Consider the following 19,680-nt stretch of genomic DNA (forward strand, 5'->3'; position numbering starts at 1 on the left):
CATAAACGCCCCGCAGGGCGTTATGTGGCGCGTTATTTCGCGATCCTGGCGTGCATCTCCTGCACGGAGATAACCTGCGCTGTGGCATCGGCATTGAGCGCCATAGCGGTGGCAAAGCCGCCATTAAGCGTCGTGTCGTAGTGCACTTTATACTGCAGCGCACTGCGGCGAATCAGCTTCGAGTCCTCAATCGCCTGGCGGCCCGCGGTGGTATTAATAATGTAGGTGTACTCCCCATTCTTAATACGGTCCTGAATATGCGGGCGCCCTTCATGCACCTTGTTCACCAGGCGCGGGTTGATCCCGGCTTCACCCAGCACGACGGCGGTGCCGTGGGTCGCATCCAGCTCAAAGCCCTGCTTCAGCAGCTTCGCGGCCAGGTCAACAACACGCTCTTTATCCCCTTCGCGCACGGAAAGCAGCGCGCGGCCGGATTTCTTCATATTGGACTGGCTGCCCAGCTGCGCCTTGGCAAAGGCTTCGGCAAAGGTGTTACCGACACCCATCACCTCACCGGTTGAGCGCATTTCCGGCCCTAACAGCGGGTCAACCCCCGGGAATTTGTTAAACGGCAGCACCACTTCTTTCACCGAGTAGTACGGCGGGATAACTTCCCGGGTGATCCCCTGCTCCGCCAGTGATTTACCGGTCATGACCCGGGCGGCCACTTTAGCCAGCTGTACCCCGGTCGCTTTGGAGACAAACGGCACGGTACGCGCGGCGCGCGGGTTCACTTCAATCAGGTAGACTTCGTTGTTCTTCACGGCAAACTGCACGTTCATCAGACCGCGCACCTGCAGCTCAAAGGCCAGTTTCTGCACTTGCTGGCGCATCACATCCTGAATCTCCTGGCTCAGGGTGTAGGCGGGCAGTGAACAGGCCGAGTCACCGGAGTGAACGCCCGCCTGCTCGATATGCTCCATAATGCCGCCAATCAGCACCATTTCGCCGTCGCAGATGGCGTCCACATCCACTTCAATGGCATCGTCAAGGAAGTGGTCCAGCAGGACCGGTGCGTCGTTAGATACACTGACTGCCGTCTGGAAGTAGCGCTTAAGGTCCGCCTCGTCGTAGACAATTTCCATGGCACGGCCGCCCAGCACATAAGACGGGCGCACCACCAGCGGGTAGCCAATCTGGCGGGCTTTATCCACCGCCTGCTCAATGGTGGTAACGGTGGCGTTTTCCGGTTGCAGCAGTTTGAGGCGCTCAACCGCATGCTGGAAGCGCTCGCGATCTTCGGCCCGGTCAATGGCATCCGGGCTGGTGCCGATAACCGGTACACCGGCCGCTTCCAGGGCGCGGGCCAGTTTCAGCGGTGTCTGGCCGCCGTACTGCACGATAACCCCTTTTGGCTTCTCGATGCGGACAATCTCCAGCACGTCTTCCAGGGTGACCGGCTCAAAGTAGAGGCGGTCAGAGGTGTCGTAATCGGTAGAGACCGTTTCCGGGTTACAGTTCACCATGATGGTTTCGTAACCGTCTTCGCGCAGCGCCAGGGAGGCGTGTACGCAGCAGTAGTCAAATTCGATCCCCTGGCCGATACGGTTCGGGCCACCGCCCAGCACCATGATCTTGTCGCGATCCTGCTGCGGGTTAGACTCGCACTCTTCTTCCCAGGTGGAGTACATATAGGCGGTATCGGTCACGAACTCTGCCGCACAGGTATCCACGCGCTTATAGACCGGGTGCAGGTTGTACTGGTCGCGCAGTTTGCGGATTTCAGACTCCGCCACACCCACCAGTTTCGCCAGGCGCGCATCGGCAAAGCCTTTACGCTTCAGGGCGTGCAGGAAGTCGGCGGTCAGGCCGGTAACGCCCACCTCGGCCACTTTCTCTTCCAGGCGCACCAGCTCTTCAATCTGGACCAGGAACCAGCGGTCGATATTGGTCAGGTTAAACACCCCGTCCACAGACAGACCGGCGCGGAACGCGTCCGCGATGTACCAGATACGCTCGGCACCGGCGTCTTTCAGCTCGCGGCGGATCCGGGTCAGCGCGTCCGGATCGTCAAGGTTCACTTTCGGATCAAGCCCGGTGGCGCCCACTTCCAGGCCGCGCAGGGCTTTTTGCAGCGACTCCTGCTGGGTACGGCCGATGGCCATCACTTCCCCGACCGATTTCATCTGGGTGGTGAGGCGATCGTTAGAACCGGCGAATTTTTCAAAGTTAAAGCGCGGGATCTTGGTGACCACATAATCGATGGAGGGCTCAAACGATGCCGGTGTACGGCCACCGGTAATGTCGTTCATCAGCTCATCGAGGGTGTAGCCCACTGCCAGTTTCGCCGCCACTTTGGCAATCGGGAAACCGGTCGCTTTCGAAGCCAGCGCCGAAGAGCGCGATACGCGCGGGTTCATCTCGATAACAATCAGACGGCCGTTTTTCGGGTTAACCGCAAACTGCACGTTAGAGCCGCCGGTCTCCACGCCGATTTCACGCAGTACCGCCATCGAGGCGTTACGCATGATTTGGTATTCTTTGTCGGTCAGGGTCTGGGCCGGGGCCACGGTGATGGAGTCACCGGTGTGGATCCCCATGGCGTCGAAGTTTTCGATAGAGCAGACAATAATGCAGTTGTCGTTTTTATCACGCACAACTTCCATTTCGTACTCTTTCCAGCCAATCAGCGACTCATCAATCAGCAGCTCATTGGTCGGGGATAAATCCAGCCCCCGGGCGCAGATCTCTTCAAACTCTTCGCGGTTATAGGCAATACCGCCGCCGGTGCCGCCCATGGTAAAAGAGGGGCGGATAATGCACGGGTAACCCACGTCTGCCGCCACCGCCAGCGCCTCTTCCATGGTGTGGGCAATGCCGGAGCGGGCCGTGTCCAGACCAATTTTTTTCATGGCAATATCAAAGCGACGGCGATCTTCCGCTTTGTCGATGGCATCCGCCGTGGCGCCAATCATGGTCACGCCGAACTCTTCCAGCACGCCCTGGCGCTCCAGCTCCAGCGCACAGTTCAGCGCCGTCTGCCCGCCCATGGTCGGCAGCACCGCATCCGGGCGCTCTTTATCAATAATCTTGCGCACCACTTCCCAGTGGATAGGCTCGATGTAGGTCGCATCGGCCATATCCGGGTCGGTCATGATGGTGGCCGGGTTGGAGTTCACCAGGATAACCCGGTAGCCCTCTTCGCGCAGGGCTTTACACGCCTGGGCGCCGGAGTAGTCGAATTCGCAGGCCTGGCCGATAACAATCGGGCCAGCGCCAAGGATCAGGATGCTTTTAATATCGGTACGTTTTGGCATGGCTCTCGTCGCTCCTGATTATTTAGCTGTGTTACGGTAGTGCTGAATCAAATCGATAAAGTGGTCAAACAGCGGTGCGGCGTCGTGCGGGCCGGGGCTCGCCTCCGGGTGACCCTGGAAGCTGAATGCCGGTTTATCCGTACGGTGGATGCCCTGTAATGTGCCGTCGAACAGCGATTTGTGGGTCACGCGCAGGGTATCCGGCAGCGTGGACTCATCCACCGCAAAACCGTGGTTCTGTGCGGTAATCATCACCACATTGTTATCAATATCTTTTACCGGGTGGTTACCGCCGTGGTGACCAAACTTCATTTTGATGGTCTTCGCGCCGCTGGCCAGCGCCAGTAACTGGTGACCCAGGCAAATCCCGAATACCGGAATATCCGTGGTCATAAATTTCTTAATGGCGGTGATGGCGTAGTCACAGGGGGCCGGGTCGCCGGGGCCGTTGGACAGGAAGATACCGTCCGGATTCATCTTCAGCACCTCTTCGGCGCTGGTCTGCGCCGGTACTACCGTCAGGCGGCAGCCGCGATCCACCAGCATCCGCAGGATATTGCGTTTCGCGCCAAAGTCATACGCCACCACGTGGAACGGCAGCTCTTCCGCTGTTTTCGCCTCTGGCAGGTCACCCTGCAGAGTCCAGGATCCCTGCTGCCAGGAGTAGGGCTCCGCCGTAGTCACCTCTTTCGCCAGGTCCATGCCGTTCAGGCCCGGGAAGGCGCGGGCTTTTTCCAGCGCCAGCTGCGCGTCCGGATTGTCACCGGCGATAATGCAGCCGCCCTGAGCGCCCTTCTCACGCAGTAAGCGGGTCAGCTTACGGGTGTCGATATCCGCAATGGCGACAATATTGTGGCGCTTAAGGTAAGACGAGAGATCTTCAGTATTGCGGAAGTTGCTGGCAATCAGCGGCAGGTCGCGAATGATAAGCCCCTGGGCGTGGACCTGAGAAGATTCTTCATCTGCCGGGTTAGTGCCGACATTACCAATATGGGGATAAGTGAGAGTGACTATCTGGCGGGAATAGGAGGGATCAGTGAGGATTTCTTGATAACCGGTCATTGAAGTATTGAAAACGACCTCCCCCACAGCGAAACCCGATGCCCCTATGGCCCGACCGTGGAATTGGGTTCCGTCTTCCAGAACCAACAGCGCTGACTTAATCAAAACATCCTCCAGGGAATAAACAGTCGATTTATTTGCATATTAATTCAAATAAACATCGTGAATCAATGCAAAAACGCTTAACAGGCGATTTTTTGGCAAACGGCGGCATTCTGGAGATAAGCGATCGAAAAGTCAACGTTATGGTGGGTTTTTTTATGCTTTTTTACCTGACTAACGCAAATGTCGCCGCCGGAAAGCTAAAAACAGCAACTATCGCCACGGGAAAAACGGTTGCGCATCAGAAAGAAGGGATACTACCGCAAACAGATGATTAAAAACAGACGAAAGGTGAAAATTTTACAGATAATTAACCATTTCAGGCCAAGTAACCACTGGTTTCATCCGTTTAAAACAAAATAAATACAAATAATCCAGAAATAAAAAGGGCAATAAATTATTGCCCTGACAATCAATCACTTAATGACTGAAATAACCACATCAAGATGGGTTAGCACACTACAAATCATGCAGATTAAGCACATCACGCATATCAAAAAGACCATTTTTCTTTGATTTAAGCCACAAAGCTGATTTTACTGCACCATTGGCAAATGTCATGCGGCTGGATGCCTTATGAGAGATCTCCACGCGTTCGCCGATATCCGCAAACATGGCGGTATGCTCGCCTACGATATCCCCGGCACGAACCGTGGCAAAACCAATGGTTCCCGGAACACGTTCGCCGGTATGCCCTTCCCGGCTGTAGACCGCACAGCTACTGAGGTCTTTATCCAGCGCGCTGGCTATGGCTTCCCCCATCGCCAGCGCCGTGCCTGAGGGCGCATCCACTTTATGGCGGTGGTGCGCCTCGATAATTTCAATATCGGTATAGCCCCCCATCACCCGGGCGGCCTTTTCCAGCAGTTTGAGCATCACATTGACGCCAACACTAAAATTTGCCGCAAAGACAATGGCAATCTGCTCTGCTGCCCGGCGGATGGCCTGTTTCCCGGCCTCATCAAACCCGGTGGTGCCAATCACCATGGCTTTTTGATGCGCCACGCACCAGGATAAGTGGTTAAGGGTGCCTTCCGGGCGGGTAAAATCGATGAACACATCAAAATCATCCGCCACGGCGTCCGGATCGCTGCTGACCGGCACGCCACAATGGCCCACACCGGCCAGTTCCCCGGCGTCGCTCCCCACCAGGGTTGAGCCCGGACGCTCCAGCGCGGCGCCAAGAACCACCCCATCCATCGCCAGCGCGGCCTGGATTAACTGGCGCCCCATGCGCCCGCCTGCCCCCGCGATCGCCACGCGGATCTGTCCATCTTGCATATCTATTCTCTTTGGTTAACGTGAGGTAAATCGTTTTCAGAGTAGCCAGACCCTTACCCGGCGGCTACTTAAAAACACCCGTAATTAGAAATTAATGATAGATACCGAAAAATATCAGTAAAAGACATGGCTTTCCGTGAAAACGGCAACATCTGACAAGGCCCGGGCAACAGAGGATTATTTCACCGCCTCTGTCAGCCCCTGTTAGCCATAGCCCTATGATTAGCTTACTATGTGGGACTTCAACCCGCAGGCATGCACAGGAATCGCCATGAAAGTTACCCAGGGCTCAGTTTCAGAATCGATCACCCGCCACCTTGCAGGGCGTATTCTGCACGGGCAGCTGGCACCGGGATTATCACTGCCCGGTGAGAACGAACTGGCAGCGGAGTATGCCGCGTCCCGTACCTCGGTACGCAATGCCCTGCAAACTCTGGCAGCCAAAGGGCTGGTGTCGATTCAGGCCAAAAAGCGCAGCACCGTGGCCCCGCGCGAGCAGTGGAATTTGCTGGATATCGATGTGCTGGGCTGGCTCTCCGCCGGGCAACTGGACTACGCGCTGGTTGAACAACTGATGGTCACCCGCCTGATATTCGAGCCCAATATCGCCACCCTGGCGGCGCTGCACGCCAATGCCGGGGATCTGGCGGAAATGGAGCAGGCCCTGCTGCTGATGCGCGCCGGGCAGGAAAACCACCGCCGCGCCCAGTTTGAAAGCGGTGATATCGCCTTCCACCATGCGCTGTTGCAGGCCACTCACAACCCGTTCCTCGTCTCACTGGGTAATGCGCTTTCGGCCGCGATGGCGCTCTCTTTTCGCCGCACAGCAGAGCAGGACCTCAGCCAGACCAGAGAAGCGGTAGATGAGCACTATCGCCTGTTTGAAGCGGTACGCTTTCAGCAACCCGAGCAGGCCCGCCAGCATATGCGCACCATCTTGCTCAATGCCGCGCGCAAGCATATCTGGCAAACGCCCCCCGGGATACTCCGGCACATTCTCTGATTCATTAACCAGAGTTATCGATCGCGCTCACAGACTGTAGGGTTTATTTATTCTATGTTTCTTGTATTACAAGATAACAAATCTTGTAATACTTAACTGTATTCCTCTTCACGGGCCGTGGTTCCGGCAGGTTCGGAGTGCCCCACAGTACGCTCACCGTACGGCGTAAAAATATGGCCGCAGCGTACCGTAACAAGGGTGAATAGCGCCTTAACGACAGGCACCGGCAGCAGGCGCCGCCGGTTCTATTCAGGATCAGGAGAACACCATGGAATCATCATCTGCCGTATCCGGGGATCAGGTCTATCGCAAGGTAACCCGACGGCTGATCCCGTTTTTGATCATCTGCTATTTCTTCGCCTATCTCGATCGGGTGAATGTCGGTTTTGCCAAACTCTATATGCAGGATGCCCTGAGCTTCAGCGACACGGTCTACGGGCTGGGCGCCGGGGTTTTCTTTATCGGGTATTTTATTTTTGAGCTGCCCAGTAACTTATTACTCCAGCGTTACGGGCCGCGCTTCTGGATAGCCCGAATCATGGCGTCATGGGCTATCCTTTCCGCCCTGATGATGTTTGTGACCACCCCGACCCAGTTTTATGTGCTGCGCTTTCTGCTCGGGGTGGCTGAAGCCGGTTTCTTCCCGGGGATCGTCTTTTATCTGACGTTCTGGTTCCCCTCCTGGCGCGCCGCCCGCACCCTCGGGCTGTTTATTCTGGTGACGCCGCTTTCCACTATCATCGGCAGCCCCCTTTCCGGCCTTATCCTGAAGCTGTTTGACGGGGTATGGCACCTGCACAACTGGCAGTGGCTGTTTTTAATCGAAGCTATCCCTTCCCTGCTGCTGGCGGGTGTCGTGCTGCGTTATCTGGATAACGATGTGAAATCCGCCCGCTGGCTGAGCGATGCGGAAAAGCAGGTGATCATCGATGATCTTGCCCTGGACGAAGCCCGGCGCCAGCAGGCCGCCCACGGTAAAGTCACCTCCGGGGTGCGGGATATGCTGGCAAACGGCTACGTCTGGCTGCTGGCGGTGGTCTTTTTCAGTTTTAACATCGGTTATTACGGCATCAATTTCTGGCTGCCTTCAATTATTAAAAGCTCCGGGGTCACAGACGATCTGAACATCGGCCTGCTGGCTGCCCTGCCTTATGTCTTCGGCGCCATTTTTATGGTGCTTAACAGCCGCCATTCCGATACCACCCAGGAGCGACGCTGGCATATTGCTATCCCGGCGGTGATTGGCTGCGTGGGCCTGGCGCTGAGCGCCTGGAGCAGCGGCTCCACCTTCTGGATGATGGCGTGGATTTGCCTGGCGATGTCCGGCACCCTGGCGCTTATCCCCACCTATATCAGCCTGCCCGGGGCCATGCTCTCCGGCACCGCCGCCGCTGCCGGTATTGCTCTGGTCAATTCCGTGGGCAACCTGGCCGGGTTCTTCGGCCCCACGGTACTGGGCTGGCTGAATGACACCACCGGGCGCATAGACACCGGGCTGTATATCCTTGCCGGTTTCCTGCTGCTGTGCGCACCGCTGATCCTGATGTTACCGGCCAGGCTGGCAAACCCGGCACCCCACAATGCGCCGGCGCCGCAGTCTGACTCTCTCCCTGCGGCACAAAGCCGCCCCAGCCACCAGGAGTAGCACAATGAGTGGATGTAAAGGCTGTACCCAGTGCGGATCCCACTTCAGCCCGGTATTAACCGGTGACGACGGCGCACTGAAACGTGCCCTGTATAAATCCATGGGCCATACGGATGAGCAACTGCGCCAGCCCGTAATTGCAGTGGTCAACAGCTACACCAACGCCACGGCGGGCCACGTTAACTTAAACGAGCTGACCGCCCAGGTGCTGGCAGGTATTGAAGAGGCAGGCGGGGTCGGCATGGTGTTTGGCACTATTGCCCCCTGCGACGGCATTGCCGAGGGGCACCTGGGCATGCGCTATATTCTCGCGGCCCGGGAGGTGATCACCGCCTCTATTGAGGTGATGATGCGCGCCCACCGTTTTGACGGCATGGTGCTGCTGGGCTCCTGCGACAAGATAGTGCCCGCCATGCTGATGGCGGCCGCCCGGCTGGATGTGCCCGCGATCATGGTCAATGGCGGGCCCATGTACCCGGCCAGCTACCGGGGAAAACACTGGGACGGCAATATCGTCACCGAAGCCATTGGCTGGAAAACCCGCGGTGAGATAAGCGAAGAAGAGTTCGCCCATATTGAAAATATCGCCGAGCCCGGCCCCGGCTCCTGCACCATGTACGGCACCGCCAACACCATGTGCTGCCTGGCCGAAGTGCTGGGGATGAGCTTACCGGGCAGCAGTACGCTCCCGGCTATCTCCCCGGAGCGCCGCCAGGCCGCGAAGGAGAGCGGGAAACAGGCCGTACAGCTGGTTAATCAGGGGGTTAACGCCCGCCAGATAATCACCCCGCAGGCTATCCACAACGCCATGGTCTTTCTGCTGGCGACCGGCGGTTCAACCAACGCCATTTTACATTTACAGGCCATCCACTATGAGGCGGAGCTGGGCCACTTACCGCTTTCGGCTTTTGATGAGCTCAGCCACCAGGTACCACTGGTCGCGGCGCTGTACCCCGCCTCAGAGCACGACATGATCGACTTCTGGGAGTCTGGCGGTGTTCCGGCAGTAGAGCACGAGATCCAGTCGCTCCTGCATCATGAGGCGCTCACGGTGGCGGGGAAAACCAAAGGCGAACTGCTGGCAGCAGGCCATGCCAGCCCGCGCCCGGAGGTGATCCACACCCTGGCAGCCCCGGTGCGCAACGAGCCCGGCGTCGCGGTGCTGCACGGTAACCTGGCGCCACTGGGGGCCATTGTGAAGCCTGCGGCCGTGCCGGAGGCGTTGCTCTGTTTTAGCGGGCCTGCGGTGGTGTTTAACAGCGAGCAGGACGCCATTGATTCGATAATGTCCGGCACCATAGCCCCCGGCAGTGTGCTGGTGCTGCGCTATGAAGGCCCCTCCGGCGGGCCGGGGATGCCGGAAATGTATAAACCGATGAAGTCACTGGAGGGGATGGGGCTGTCTGACAGCTGCGCACTGATCACCGACGGGCGCTTCTCCGGCTCTAACCGGGGCCTGTTTGTGGGCCATATCTCCCCGGAAGCGGTAGAAGGCGGGGAGCTGGGGCTGGTGGAAGATGGCGACCAGATAACGATTGATATCCCGGCCCGGATCCTTGAGCTGAACGTCTCCCCCGACGAGCTGGCCCGCCGCCGTAGCCAGTGGCAGCCGGTGCACAAAAGCGTCCCGCGCGGCTTTTTGCAGCTTTACCGCCGCTGGGCACTGCCTGCCGCTCAGGGGGCCGTATTAACCGCAGAGGAGCAACCCCATGACCCGACGTTATAACGCCTGCCATATTGCCGGGGTGAACCCGATAGCCGCCCTGCCCTTTACCACCAGTGGCGATATCGATCAAATCAGCATGGTGCAGCTCCTGGAGCACCTTGCCGGTACCGGAGTACAGGGGCTGACACTGTTCGGCATTGCCAGTGAGTTCCCGAAACTCAGCGATCCGGAGCGCGCCCGGCTGGCTCAGTTGTTTGTCAGCACGTTATCCGGTGCTGATGTATACAGGGTATTATCGGTCACTGAGCACTGTACCGAGCTGGCGGTACAACGCGCCAGAGAGTACGCCCGGCTGGGTGCCGATGCGCTGATGCTGCTACCGCCCTTTTTCCTGCACCCCTCTCAGGAGGCCATTGCCGCCCATATTACCGCCGTGCTGGAGGCGGTAGATATTCCGGTCCTGGTGCAGTACGCCCCCGGGGAGACCGGTATCCCCCTGCCCGCACAGCAGCTGGCGGATGTTGCCGGGCGCTACCCCCATGCGGTGTTTAAAATTGAGAACACCTCCCCGGTGGAGTACACCCGGGAATTTCTGGCCCTGGCACCGGACGCGGGCGTCATGAATGGCTATGCGGGGATTTTTATGCCGGATATGCTTACAGCCGGGGGCAAGGGCGTGATGCCGGGCTGTTCATTCAGTGAAGTGTACGTGGCGATTTACCGCCTCTGGGTGGCGGGCGAAACCACACAAGCCCGCCAGCTGCACCAGCGGCTGCTACCGTTTATCCGCCCGTGGATGAGCCACTGTGAGTATATTATTCAGGTGGAAAAAACCATTCTGTACCGGCGGGGGATCATCGCCAGCGACTACTGCCGCCGCCCTGGCTGGGCGCTCAGCGACGACGATCACCAGCAGATTGCGCACTTAATGGAGACGTTTGACCTGGCACCCGCCCGGTAAACAGAGGTAAAAAAGGGACCCACCGGGTCCCTTGTCGTTACAGGTGTGAGTCACTCAACCTGCTGAATGTCGAGACGCAGCTCTTTCGGCACTTCAAAGACGATATTTTCTTCGCGGCCTTCCAGAGAGACGGCCTCACCGCCGCCCAGCTGTTGCAGGCGGCGAATCACGTTCTGGACCAGAATATCCGGTGCCGAAGCCCCTGCGGTAACCCCGACACACGCAATGCCTGAGACCCACTCCGGCTGGATATCTGTCGCGTCATCAATCAGGTACGCGACCTTGCCCTGGCGGCGTGCCAGCTCTGCCAGCCGGTTAGAGTTTGAGGAGTTCTTCGAGCCGACCACCAGCACCACATCTGCCCGGGCCGCCAGATCGCGCACCGCTTCCTGGCGGTTGGTGGTGGCATAGCAGATATCGTCTTTACGGGGGCCGATAATCTCCGGGAAGCTCTGGCGCAGGGCGTCAATCACCTCAGAGGTATCGTCCACCGACAGGGTGGTCTGGGTCATGAAGGAGAGCCGGGAAGGATCTTTAACCGTCAGCGTGCGGACATCTTCCGGCGACTCCACCAGATACATGCCCCCTTGCGGGTTACTGTACTGGCCCATGGTGCCTTCCACTTCCGGATGGCCCGCATGGCCTATCAGAATCGCCTCTTCACCCCGGCGGCTGGCGCGGGCCACTTCCATATGCACTTTGGTGACCAGCGGGCAGGTGGCATCAAATACCGTCAGTTCGCGGTTTTTCGCCTCGTTACGTACCGCCTGGGAGACCCCGTGGGCAGAGAAGATAAGGATAGCGCCGTCCGGCACGTCGCTTATCTCCTCAATAAAAATCGCCCCGCGCTGGCGCAGGGTGTCCACCACATAGCGGTTATGCACCACTTCATGGCGCACATAAATTGGCGCGCCGAACAGTGTCAGCGCGTTTTCAACAATGCTGATGGCGCGATCAACCCCGGCGCAGAAACCGCGCGGGTTAGCCAGCAGGATCTGCATCGGGAGCCTCCAGTACCGGATCCACTTCCAGCACTTCTACGTCAAAATGAACGGTTTGCCCGGCCAGCAGATGGTTAAAGTCCACGGTGATGGAATCACCATTGACCTCACGAATCACGCCGGGCATCTCACTGCCGTCCATAGCCGTAAACAACATAATCGCGCCCACCTCAGGCTCCCCCGCGTCGATAAAATCGCGCCGCGAGAAATACTGAATCAGATCCGGGCTCACAACCCCGAAAGCGGACTCCGGCGGCAGCGAGAAGGTGGTCTTATCCCCGGCCTTCAGCCCCAGCAGATGCTGCTCCAGCCCTTCAGACAGGCTGGTATCGCCAAGGCGAAACAGTGCCGGTTTGCCGTTGTCGCGGGTCGACTCTGCGGTTGAACCGTCGTCGAGTTTCAGCGTGAAATGCACCAGCACCGCGCTGTTGCTCTGTACAGACTCAGCCATTGGTCACCTTTTTGTTGTCTTTGTCGTTGGATTTACCGGAGGAGACAAAAAAACCCTCCAGCACGATCAGCGCCGCGCCAATACAGATCCCCATATCGGCGATGTTGAAGGTCGGGAAGTGCCAGTCACCGACGTAAAAGTCGATCATATCCACCACAAAACCGTGCACCATGCGATCAAATAAATTGCCCAGCGCCCCGCCGATAATCAGCGAGTAGGCAATGTTATTGAGCTTCTGGCGGGCGCTGGTGCGGTAAAGCAGCACCAGAAGCACCAGAGCAATGCCGATGGCAATACCGGCAAAGAACCAGCGCTGCCAGCCATCCTGCCCGGCCAGGAAGCTGAACGCCGCCCCCGGATTATGGGCATAATGCAGGTTAAAGAACGGGATCAGCGGCCGGGTTTCATACAGCACAAAATTATCCATAATCCACTGTTTGAAACCCAGATCCACGACCAGTACCAGAAGCGCCAGCCACAGCCAGCGCAGACCTGTTGAAAGAATCGGTTTACTCATCAGGCAAACTTACGTTTTTCGCCGTCACCGGCGACGTTAGTAACACAGCGACCGCAGATATCTGCGTGCTCCGCGACCTTGCCAATATCCGTGGTGTAATGCCAGCAGCGCGGGCACTTCTCACCTTCGGCTTTTTGCAGGGTAATCTTCAGCCCCTTGAGCACATCGCTCTGCTGGGCCTGTTGCGGTGCATCCGCATAATCAGCCACCTGCGCACCGGAGGTCAGCAGCACAAAGCGCAGCTCGTCGCCCAGGCTCAGCAGGCTGGCTTTCAGTTCCGGATCCGCATACAGGGTCACTGCCGCGCCCAGGGAGCCGCCGACCAGTTTATCGGCGCGGGCCTGCTCGATAACTTTGTTCACTTCACCGCGCACTTCCAGCAGCGTTTCCCAGAAGGCATCGTTCATGGCTTCGCTGTCTGCCAGGCCAAACAGCCCTTCGTACCACTCACCGGTGAATACGTATTTTTCACGCTCACCCGGCAGATAGCCCCAGACTTCGTCTGCGGTGAAGGACATTACCGGCGCCATCCAGCGCACCAGCGCTTCAGCGATATGGAACAGCGCGGTCTGGCAGCTGCGGCGCGCTACGCTGTCGGCTTTGGCGGTGTACTGGCGATCTTTAATGATATCCAGATAGAACGAGCCCATCTCCACAGAGCAGAAGCGCATCAGACGCTGTACCACTTCATGGAAGTCGTAGCTTTCATAGGCCTTGATAATGTCAGCCTGAGCCGCCTGAGCACAGCCCACCGCCCAGCGATCCAGCACCACCATCTCTTCCGGTTTCACCATGTCTTTGACCGGATCAAACCCGTTAAGGTTCGCCAGCAGGAAGCGCGCGGTGTTACGGATACGGCGATAGGCGTCTGCTGAGCGCTTGAGGATCTCGTCAGACACGGCCATTTCACCGGTATAGTCGGTAGAGGCCACCCACAGGCGCAGAATATCCGCACCCAGTTTGTTCATCACATCCTGCGGGCTGACAGTGTTACCAATGGATTTGGACATCTTGCGGCCTTCACCGTCCACGGTGAAGCCGTGCGTCAGCACCTGGCGGTACGGAGCTTTGCCTTTCATGGCCACGCTAATCATCAGCGAGGACATAAACCAGCCGCGGTGCTGGTCGGAGCCTTCCAGGTACATATCCGCAGAGTGGCCGTTAAATTCCGGGCGCGCATCCACGACCGAGTAGCTGGTGGATCCGGAGTCAAACCACACGTCCAGGGTATCCGGCACTTTCACCCAGTTGTCGGCGTCATCGCCCAGGATTTCCCGCTGATCCAGATCCCACCAGGCCTGGATACCGTCTTTCTCAACCCGTTTGGCGACTTCTTCCATCAGCTCAACGGTGCGCGGATGCAGCTCTTCGGTGTCTTTATGGACAAACAGGGACATCGGCACGCCCCAGGTACGCTGGCGGGAGATACACCAGTCCGGGCGGTTTGCCACCATGTTTTCGATGCGTGCTTTACCCCATGCCGGGATCCAGCCGCTGAGATTATCTTTAGCCAGACCTTCCTGCTCGATACGGTCAATCTCTTTGAGCGAGTTAATCCGCAGGCCTTTCTGATCCATGCTCACGAACCACTGAGGGGTGGCGCGGAAGATGATCGGCGTTTTGTGGCGCCAGCAGCACGGGTAGCTGTGCTGCATCTTCTCAACGTGCAGCAGTGCGCCTTTCTCGCGCAGCAGCTCAACAATGGTATCGTTGGCTTTAAAGACGTTCAGCCCGTCCAGGCCCGGGTAGGTGCCAGGCAGGTAAGTTCCGTCCGGCCCGACCGGGTTTGCGATTTCCAGGCCATATTTCTGGCTGATGGTGTAGTCATCCGGGCCGTGACCACCGGCGGTATGCACCGCACCAGTACCTGCGTCCAGGGTGACATGCTCGCCCAGAATGGCCGGTACATCGAAGCCCATAAACGGATGGGTAAAGCGCAGCAGCTCCAGCTGTGCACCTTTCACGGTAGCGAGGATCTGGCCGGAAAGCCCGGTGCGTTTTAATACGCTCTCAACCAGATCGGCGGCCAGAATCAGCGCCTGGCCGTCTGTCTGTACCAGCGCATAGTCGATATCCGCATGCAGAGAGATAGCCCGGTTAGCCGGTAAGGTCCACGGGGTAGTGGTCCAGATAACCAGAGAGATCGGGCCATCAACCTTGTCCACGCCAAATGCGGTTTTGATTGCCGTTTCATCTACGCCACGGAACGCCACGTCGATAGACGGGGAGGTCTTGTCGTAATATTCCACTTCCGCTTCCGCCAGCGCAGAGCGGCAGTCGATGCACCAGTGCACCGGCTTTGCCCCTTTGTGCAGGTGACCATTGGCAATAATTTTACCCAGCGCACGGATGATGTTGGCTTCCGTGTTGAAGTCCATGGTCAGATAGGGGTGCTGCCAGTCGCCCAGCACGCCCAGGCGGATAAAGTCTGTGCGCTGCCCGTCAATCTGGGTGGCCGCATATTCGCGGCATTTTGCGCGAAACTCCGCCGCGGTGAACTTCTCACCCGGTTTGCCGTATTCCTGCTCCACTTTCAGCTCAATCGGCAGGCCGTGGCAGTCCCAGCCCGGGATATACGGAGAGTCGTAACCGGACAGGGTTTTGGATTTGATAATAATATCTTTCAGAATCTTGTTAACTGAGTGACCAATGTGAATGCTGCCGTTCGCATAGGGAGGGCCATCATGCAGAATGAAGGATTTTTTGCCCTTTTTAGCCGTACGAATTAACTGGTACAGGCCGTCGTCGTTCCAGCGCGCCAGCATGCCCGGCTCGCGTTTGGCGAGGTCGCCGCGCATCGGGAACCCTGTTTCCGGCAAATTCAGGGTAGATTTATAGTCACTCATCAGATTCTCGGTTCCGTATTTCGGTGTTAATTAATAGCTCTGGCAATTTTTAGCCGGGGTTTGTAGCCCAAAGAAATCGCGGGCTGTCTCCACATCTCTGGCGATTTGCGCTTTCAGCTCATCCAGGGAGGCAAATCGCTGCTCATTGCGAATTTTTTTGCGCAATACCACATCAATATGCTGCCCGTAGAGATCCATTACCACATCCAGTAAGTGGACCTCCAGTTGCTGGCGCATACCGGATACCGTTGGTCGGGTACCGATATTGGCCACGCCGGGGATCGCCTGACCCCAGGGACCGATAACCTCAACCGCGAACACCCCTTTTACCGGGGAGACCTGGCGCCGCAGCGGCAGGTTTGCGGTAGGAAAGCCGATAGTGCGGCCTAACTCGTCACCATGCACGACCCGGCCAGAAATTGAGAAAGGATGGCCCAGCAGACGCTCTGCCTGCTCAAGGGAATCCTCCTGTAATGCCTGGCGAACCGCTGTACTGCTGATACGCATGCCCCCGTGGCAAAATGTCCGGGTGCTGGTGACCTGGAAGCCATATTCCGCTCCCGCCTTCTGTAATAACAAGAAATCCCCCTGACGACCAGCGCCAAATCGGAAATCATCGCCAATCGCCAGAAATTGCACCCCGAGGCGGTTTACCAGCAGGTCGCTGACAAAGCGCTGTGCCGTCAGGGCGGCGAAGCGCCGGTCAAAACGCACACACAGCACATAATCCACCCCGCACTGGGCCAGATAGCGGAGTTTCTCCCGCAGGCGGCTTAAGCGCGCCGGGGCGCGGTCTGCGGCGAACAGTTCAAGGGGTTGAGGCTCGAAAATCATCACCATGACCGGAAGCCCGCGGGCATCACCTTCCGCGCGCAGGGCTTTCAGTAAAGCCTGGTGCCCGCGATGGACGCCGTCAAAGTTACCAATGGTCAGTACACAGCCGTGGTGGGCCGGACGGAGATTATGTATGCCGCGTATCAGCTTCATGACTGGCTCAAAACAGTGGAAATCGGCGGATTATACCTTGTACAGCGGTTAAGGTTAACCCGGTAATCGCCGCAATCACACAAAGCAGTGAGTGATTTCATCATCATGGCCTGTTGGCGCAGAATTATCTGGGTTGATCTGCGTTTTTTTGTCGTCTGAGGGCTGTATTAGCGACCAGCAAGCTGGTAGAATCTTGCGCCATCACTACGTAACTGGTGCCGATTTTTTAACGGCGCTTATTTGCACAAATCCATTGACAAAAGAAGGCTAAACGGGCATATTCCTCGGCCTTTGAATGTCCATATAGATTATTTGGGAGTTGGACCTTGGCTAATATCAAATCAGCTAAGAAACGCGCCGTACAGTCTGAAAAGCGCCGCAAGCACAACGCTAGCCGTCGCTCCATGATGCGTACTTTTATCAAAAAAGTATACGCGGCGATCGAAGCAGGCGACAAAGTTGCTGCTCAGAATGCATTTAACGAAATGCAACCGATTGTGGATCGTCAGGCCAGCAAAGGTCTGATCCACAAAAACAAAGCTGCGCGTCATAAAGCAAACCTGACCGCTCAGATCAACAAACTGGCTTAATCGCCTGTTCGTTGTGCTTTGATAAAAAAACCCGCTCCGGCGGGTTTTTTTATTTCTTCCTTCTGCTGCTACCCGGCCAGCGCCGGCTCAAACAGCGCCCGGTAATCCCGGTTGCAGATCCGCTGCACCGCAGGATGCTGGATCATCCGCCCGGCAAAAATCGCGTGGTACTCTTCCATCACGTTATCGATGCGCCCAATCTCCACAATGCTTTTGTCGTCGTAAAACTCATTATGGTACAGGGTGGGTGCCACAAAAATCGCGTTATGGGCGGCGCCAAACGCCTTCATCAGTGCCGCATCGTCGAACTCGCCTAAGATCTGCACATTCAGCCCCTGGGAGTTTATCCAGTTGAGCAGCTTGCGCCCCAGCATGGAGCGCCGCCCCGGGATCAGCAACCGACGCTCCTCCAGGCAGGCCGGGAACGGCAGGTCCGGCGGCGGGTTCTGGCTCCAGAAGCTGACGCTGCATTCGCCAATCTTAATTGAGAACAGCCCCTCCTGCTGGGTGGAGTCAATAGCGCAGTCGGAGATAATCATATCCAGCTTGTGCTGGCTCAGTTGCTCCAGCAGCAGCTCGTGGGTCGACTCAAAACAGCGCAGGTGGATCTGCTCGTCATCGGTTACCGCGCCGTCCAGCACCCGGCTGACCAGATGTTTGGAGAGCGCATCCGCAACGCCCACATCAAAAATCAGGTGGGACTCTTTGCGGTAGTTCACAATATCGAGCATTTCCTGGCTTAGGGTGAACATTCTGTCTGCGTAGCGGAACACCAGTTGCCCCAGCTCAGAGGGCTCAAGCCCCCTGCCCTTACGCTTAAACAGCTTCCCCTGCAAACGCTCTTCCAGGGCTTTAATCTGCCCGGTGATGGTTTGCGGCGTCAGATACAGCGCCTCTGCGGCGCCGACCACTGAGCCTTCCCGGCAGACGTGCCAGAAGTAATAGAGATGGTTGTAGTTAATATGCGACATGCGCATGGCTCCCTGCTATGTCCGCTCAGTGCGCGATAAGCGGCATTTAAGCAAACTGTATCCCACCACGGCGGCCAGTAATGACCCCACCAGAATCCCCAGCTTCGCCTGGGTCAGCAACTGCGCATCCACACTGGCAAACGCCAGGGTGGAAATGAAAATCGACATGGTAAAGCCGATACCGCACAGCACCCCCACGGCAACAATATCGCTGAACTGCGTGCCCTGCGGCAGGGATGCCAGCTTCAGTTTAATGGCTAACCAGCAAAACAGAGTGATCCCTAATGGCTTACCGAGCAGCAGGCCGCCAATGATACCGGCAGGCAGAATGGAGCCTAAATCACTCAGTGAGACGCCCTGGAGCGACACCCCGGCATTGGCAAATGCAAACAGCGGCAGAATAACAAACGCCACCCACGGGTGCAGCACATGCTCCAGCGACTCAGACGGCGAGTGGCCATTTTTCTTTTTCAGCGGAATAAAGAACCCGATAACCACCCCGGCAAGCGTGGCGTGGACACCAGACTTCAGCACCGCCACCCACAGCACCAGCCCCACCAGCAGATACACATCAACCCGGCGCACATTAAAAATATTCAGCAGCGCCAGACCCGCAATCGCCATCCCGGCTACCACCAGCGACAGCACAGACAACTCATGGGTGTAGAACAGGGCAATAATCACAATGGCCCCGAGATCGTCAATAATCGCCAGCGCCATCAGGAAGACTTTCAGGCTCAGCGGAACCCGGTTGCCCAGCAGCGCCAGAACCCCGAGGGCAAACGCGATATCGGTCGCCGCCGGGATAGCCCACCCGCTGCTGGTTACCGGATCTGCGGCGTTAAAAGCCAGGTAGATAAGCGCCGGGACCAGCATTCCCCCCGTGGCGGCCACCACCGGGAACACGGCCTGCCGGCAAGTCGCCAGCGAGCCTGCCATCATCTCGCGCTTGATCTCAAGGCCAATTAACAAAAAGAAGATGGCCATCAGGGCGTCGTTCACCCACAGCAGCAGGTTTTTATTGATCTCCAGGGTGCCGAACTGCATGGCAACCGGGATATTCAGGAAAGACTGATACCCTCCGGCGGTCCACGGCAGGTTGGCCATCAGCATCGCCAGCACGGCGGCAATAATCAGCACAATGCCGGAGGAAATATCACTTTTTAAAAAACGAGTCAGGCATTTTATCATTATCAGTATCCACTCCCTTTACTACGGATTACTTCGGATTTTTCGATGATAAGCCATTAAGTAACTCGATAATATTAGCTTATTCAGCATAATAAGATCGTAAATACCGAAGAATAATCCCGGACACCCCGGAAGTTACGGTATTGAAT

Annotated in this window: 16 protein-coding genes; 6 read left to right on the forward strand and 10 right to left on the reverse strand. The window is 57.3% G+C overall.

The genetic code is table 11. The features are described from left to right. Positions 1-32 precede the first annotated feature (32 nt). Together carB and carA are read right to left on the reverse strand one after the other, a co-directional pair. A complete protein-coding gene (gene carB / locus EBL_RS16075; protein WP_002464150.1) occupies positions 33-3,257 on the reverse strand; it encodes a carbamoyl-phosphate synthase large subunit in 3,225 nt (1,074 codons plus the stop codon). An 18-nt stretch (positions 3,258-3,275) separates the two neighbouring features. After that, positions 3,276-4,424 carry a glutamine-hydrolyzing carbamoyl-phosphate synthase small subunit gene (gene carA, locus EBL_RS16080; RefSeq protein ID WP_014716180.1) on the reverse strand — a complete coding sequence of 383 codons (1,149 nt, stop codon included), beginning with the start codon at positions 4,422-4,424 and terminating at the stop codon, positions 3,276-3,278. Positions 4,425-4,489: 65 nt separating this feature from the next. On the opposite strand from carA, the gene EBL_RS16085 reads away from it, so the two are divergent. Continuing rightward, positions 4,490-4,699, forward strand: coding sequence for a hypothetical protein (locus EBL_RS16085; RefSeq protein ID WP_162138169.1), 210 nt, complete (start codon positions 4,490-4,492; stop codon positions 4,697-4,699). Positions 4,700-4,880: 181 nt separating this feature from the next. On the opposite strand, the gene dapB is transcribed toward EBL_RS16085, so the two are convergent. Continuing rightward, complete coding sequence (dapB, locus tag EBL_RS16090; RefSeq protein ID WP_002464153.1) at positions 4,881-5,702, reverse strand: 4-hydroxy-tetrahydrodipicolinate reductase; 822 nt, start codon at positions 5,700-5,702, stop codon at positions 4,881-4,883. Between the two features lie 271 nt (positions 5,703-5,973). On the opposite strand from dapB, the gene EBL_RS16095 reads away from it, so the two are divergent. The 4 genes from EBL_RS16095 (at position 5,974) to EBL_RS16110 (ending at position 10,977) form a co-directional block, all read left to right on the forward strand. Then, a complete protein-coding gene (locus EBL_RS16095) occupies positions 5,974-6,705 on the forward strand; it encodes a FadR/GntR family transcriptional regulator (protein WP_002464154.1) in 732 nt (243 codons plus the stop codon). A gap of 268 nt (positions 6,706-6,973) precedes the next feature. After that, positions 6,974-8,350, forward strand: coding sequence for an MFS transporter (locus EBL_RS16100; protein WP_002464156.1), 1,377 nt, complete (start codon positions 6,974-6,976; stop codon positions 8,348-8,350). Between the two features lie 4 nt (positions 8,351-8,354). Further along, positions 8,355-10,076, forward strand: coding sequence for a dihydroxy-acid dehydratase (ilvD, locus tag EBL_RS16105; RefSeq protein ID WP_002464157.1), 1,722 nt, complete (start codon positions 8,355-8,357; stop codon positions 10,074-10,076). After that, on the forward strand, positions 10,060-10,977 hold the full coding sequence (locus EBL_RS16110) for a dihydrodipicolinate synthase family protein (protein WP_002464158.1): 918 nt from the start codon (positions 10,060-10,062) through the stop codon (positions 10,975-10,977). Before ilvD ends, EBL_RS16110 begins: the two co-directional genes overlap by 17 nt. Before the next feature lie 50 nt (positions 10,978-11,027). Here the strand turns inward: EBL_RS16110 and ispH are convergent, their stop codons facing one another. Genes ispH through ribF form a run of 5 tightly spaced genes read right to left on the reverse strand, consistent with a single transcriptional unit; the run spans position 11,028 to position 16,779 of the window. Beyond that, on the reverse strand, positions 11,028-11,978 hold the full coding sequence (ispH, locus tag EBL_RS16115; RefSeq protein WP_002464159.1) for a 4-hydroxy-3-methylbut-2-enyl diphosphate reductase: 951 nt from the start codon (positions 11,976-11,978) through the stop codon (positions 11,028-11,030). Further along, the gene (gene fkpB / locus EBL_RS16120; RefSeq protein WP_002464160.1) at positions 11,959-12,429 is read right to left on the reverse strand and encodes an FKBP-type peptidyl-prolyl cis-trans isomerase; all 471 of its coding nucleotides are present in this window, start codon (positions 12,427-12,429) and stop codon (positions 11,959-11,961) included. The genes ispH and fkpB overlap by 20 nt, the downstream gene beginning before the upstream one ends. After that, the gene (gene lspA / locus EBL_RS16125; RefSeq protein ID WP_002464161.1) at positions 12,422-12,946 is read right to left on the reverse strand and encodes a signal peptidase II; all 525 of its coding nucleotides are present in this window, start codon (positions 12,944-12,946) and stop codon (positions 12,422-12,424) included. The genes fkpB and lspA overlap by 8 nt, the downstream gene beginning before the upstream one ends. Continuing rightward, positions 12,946-15,792, reverse strand: coding sequence for an isoleucine--tRNA ligase (gene ileS, locus EBL_RS16130; RefSeq protein WP_002464163.1), 2,847 nt, complete (start codon positions 15,790-15,792; stop codon positions 12,946-12,948). Before ileS ends, lspA begins: the two co-directional genes overlap by 1 nt. Positions 15,793-15,822: 30 nt before the next feature. Then, positions 15,823-16,779, reverse strand: a complete 957-nt coding sequence (gene ribF, locus EBL_RS16135) for a bifunctional riboflavin kinase/FAD synthetase (RefSeq protein ID WP_002464164.1) — start codon at positions 16,777-16,779, stop codon at positions 15,823-15,825. Positions 16,780-17,105: 326 nt separating this feature from the next. On the opposite strand from ribF, the gene rpsT reads away from it, so the two are divergent. After that, on the forward strand, positions 17,106-17,369 hold the full coding sequence (gene rpsT, locus EBL_RS16140) for a 30S ribosomal protein S20 (protein ID WP_002464168.1): 264 nt from the start codon (positions 17,106-17,108) through the stop codon (positions 17,367-17,369). A 68-nt stretch (positions 17,370-17,437) separates the two neighbouring features. Here the strand turns inward: rpsT and nhaR are convergent, their stop codons facing one another. Both nhaR and nhaA read right to left on the reverse strand, forming a co-directional pair. Continuing rightward, positions 17,438-18,340, reverse strand: coding sequence for a transcriptional activator NhaR (gene nhaR / locus EBL_RS16145; protein ID WP_014716182.1), 903 nt, complete (start codon positions 18,338-18,340; stop codon positions 17,438-17,440). 15 nt (positions 18,341-18,355) lie between these two features. Then, complete coding sequence (nhaA, locus tag EBL_RS16150; protein WP_002464172.1) at positions 18,356-19,531, reverse strand: Na+/H+ antiporter NhaA; 1,176 nt, start codon at positions 19,529-19,531, stop codon at positions 18,356-18,358. Between the last annotated feature and the right edge of the window lie 149 nt (positions 19,532-19,680).

It is taken from the genome of Shimwellia blattae DSM 4481 = NBRC 105725, from assembly GCF_000262305.1.
In the GTDB taxonomy this organism is placed as follows: domain Bacteria; phylum Pseudomonadota; class Gammaproteobacteria; order Enterobacterales; family Enterobacteriaceae; genus Shimwellia; species Shimwellia blattae.

Bases quoted from the DNA above. Each gene is read 5' to 3' on its own strand.
- EBL_RS16095 (WP_002464154.1), top strand. From the start codon at position 5,974: ATGAAAGTTACCCAGGGCTCAGTTTCAGAATCGATCACCCGCCACCTT.
- ribF (WP_002464164.1), bottom strand. From the start codon at position 16,779: ATGAAGCTGATACGCGGCATACATAATCTCCGTCCGGCCCACCACGGC.
- EBL_RS16085 (WP_162138169.1), top strand. From the start codon at position 4,490: ATGCAAAAACGCTTAACAGGCGATTTTTTGGCAAACGGCGGCATTCTG.
- lspA (WP_002464161.1), bottom strand. From the start codon at position 12,946: ATGAGTAAACCGATTCTTTCAACAGGTCTGCGCTGGCTGTGGCTGGCG.
- carB (WP_002464150.1), bottom strand. From the start codon at position 3,257: ATGCCAAAACGTACCGATATTAAAAGCATCCTGATCCTTGGCGCTGGC.
- nhaR (WP_014716182.1), bottom strand. From the start codon at position 18,340: ATGTCGCATATTAACTACAACCATCTCTATTACTTCTGGCACGTCTGC.
- fkpB (WP_002464160.1), bottom strand. From the start codon at position 12,429: ATGGCTGAGTCTGTACAGAGCAACAGCGCGGTGCTGGTGCATTTCACG.
- EBL_RS16110 (WP_002464158.1), top strand. From the start codon at position 10,060: ATGACCCGACGTTATAACGCCTGCCATATTGCCGGGGTGAACCCGATA.
- ileS (WP_002464163.1), bottom strand. From the start codon at position 15,792: ATGAGTGACTATAAATCTACCCTGAATTTGCCGGAAACAGGGTTCCCG.
- EBL_RS16100 (WP_002464156.1), top strand. From the start codon at position 6,974: ATGGAATCATCATCTGCCGTATCCGGGGATCAGGTCTATCGCAAGGTA.
- nhaA (WP_002464172.1), bottom strand. From the start codon at position 19,531: ATGATAAAATGCCTGACTCGTTTTTTAAAAAGTGATATTTCCTCCGGC.
- dapB (WP_002464153.1), bottom strand. From the start codon at position 5,702: ATGCAAGATGGACAGATCCGCGTGGCGATCGCGGGGGCAGGCGGGCGC.
- ispH (WP_002464159.1), bottom strand. From the start codon at position 11,978: ATGCAGATCCTGCTGGCTAACCCGCGCGGTTTCTGCGCCGGGGTTGAT.
- ilvD (WP_002464157.1), top strand. From the start codon at position 8,355: ATGAGTGGATGTAAAGGCTGTACCCAGTGCGGATCCCACTTCAGCCCG.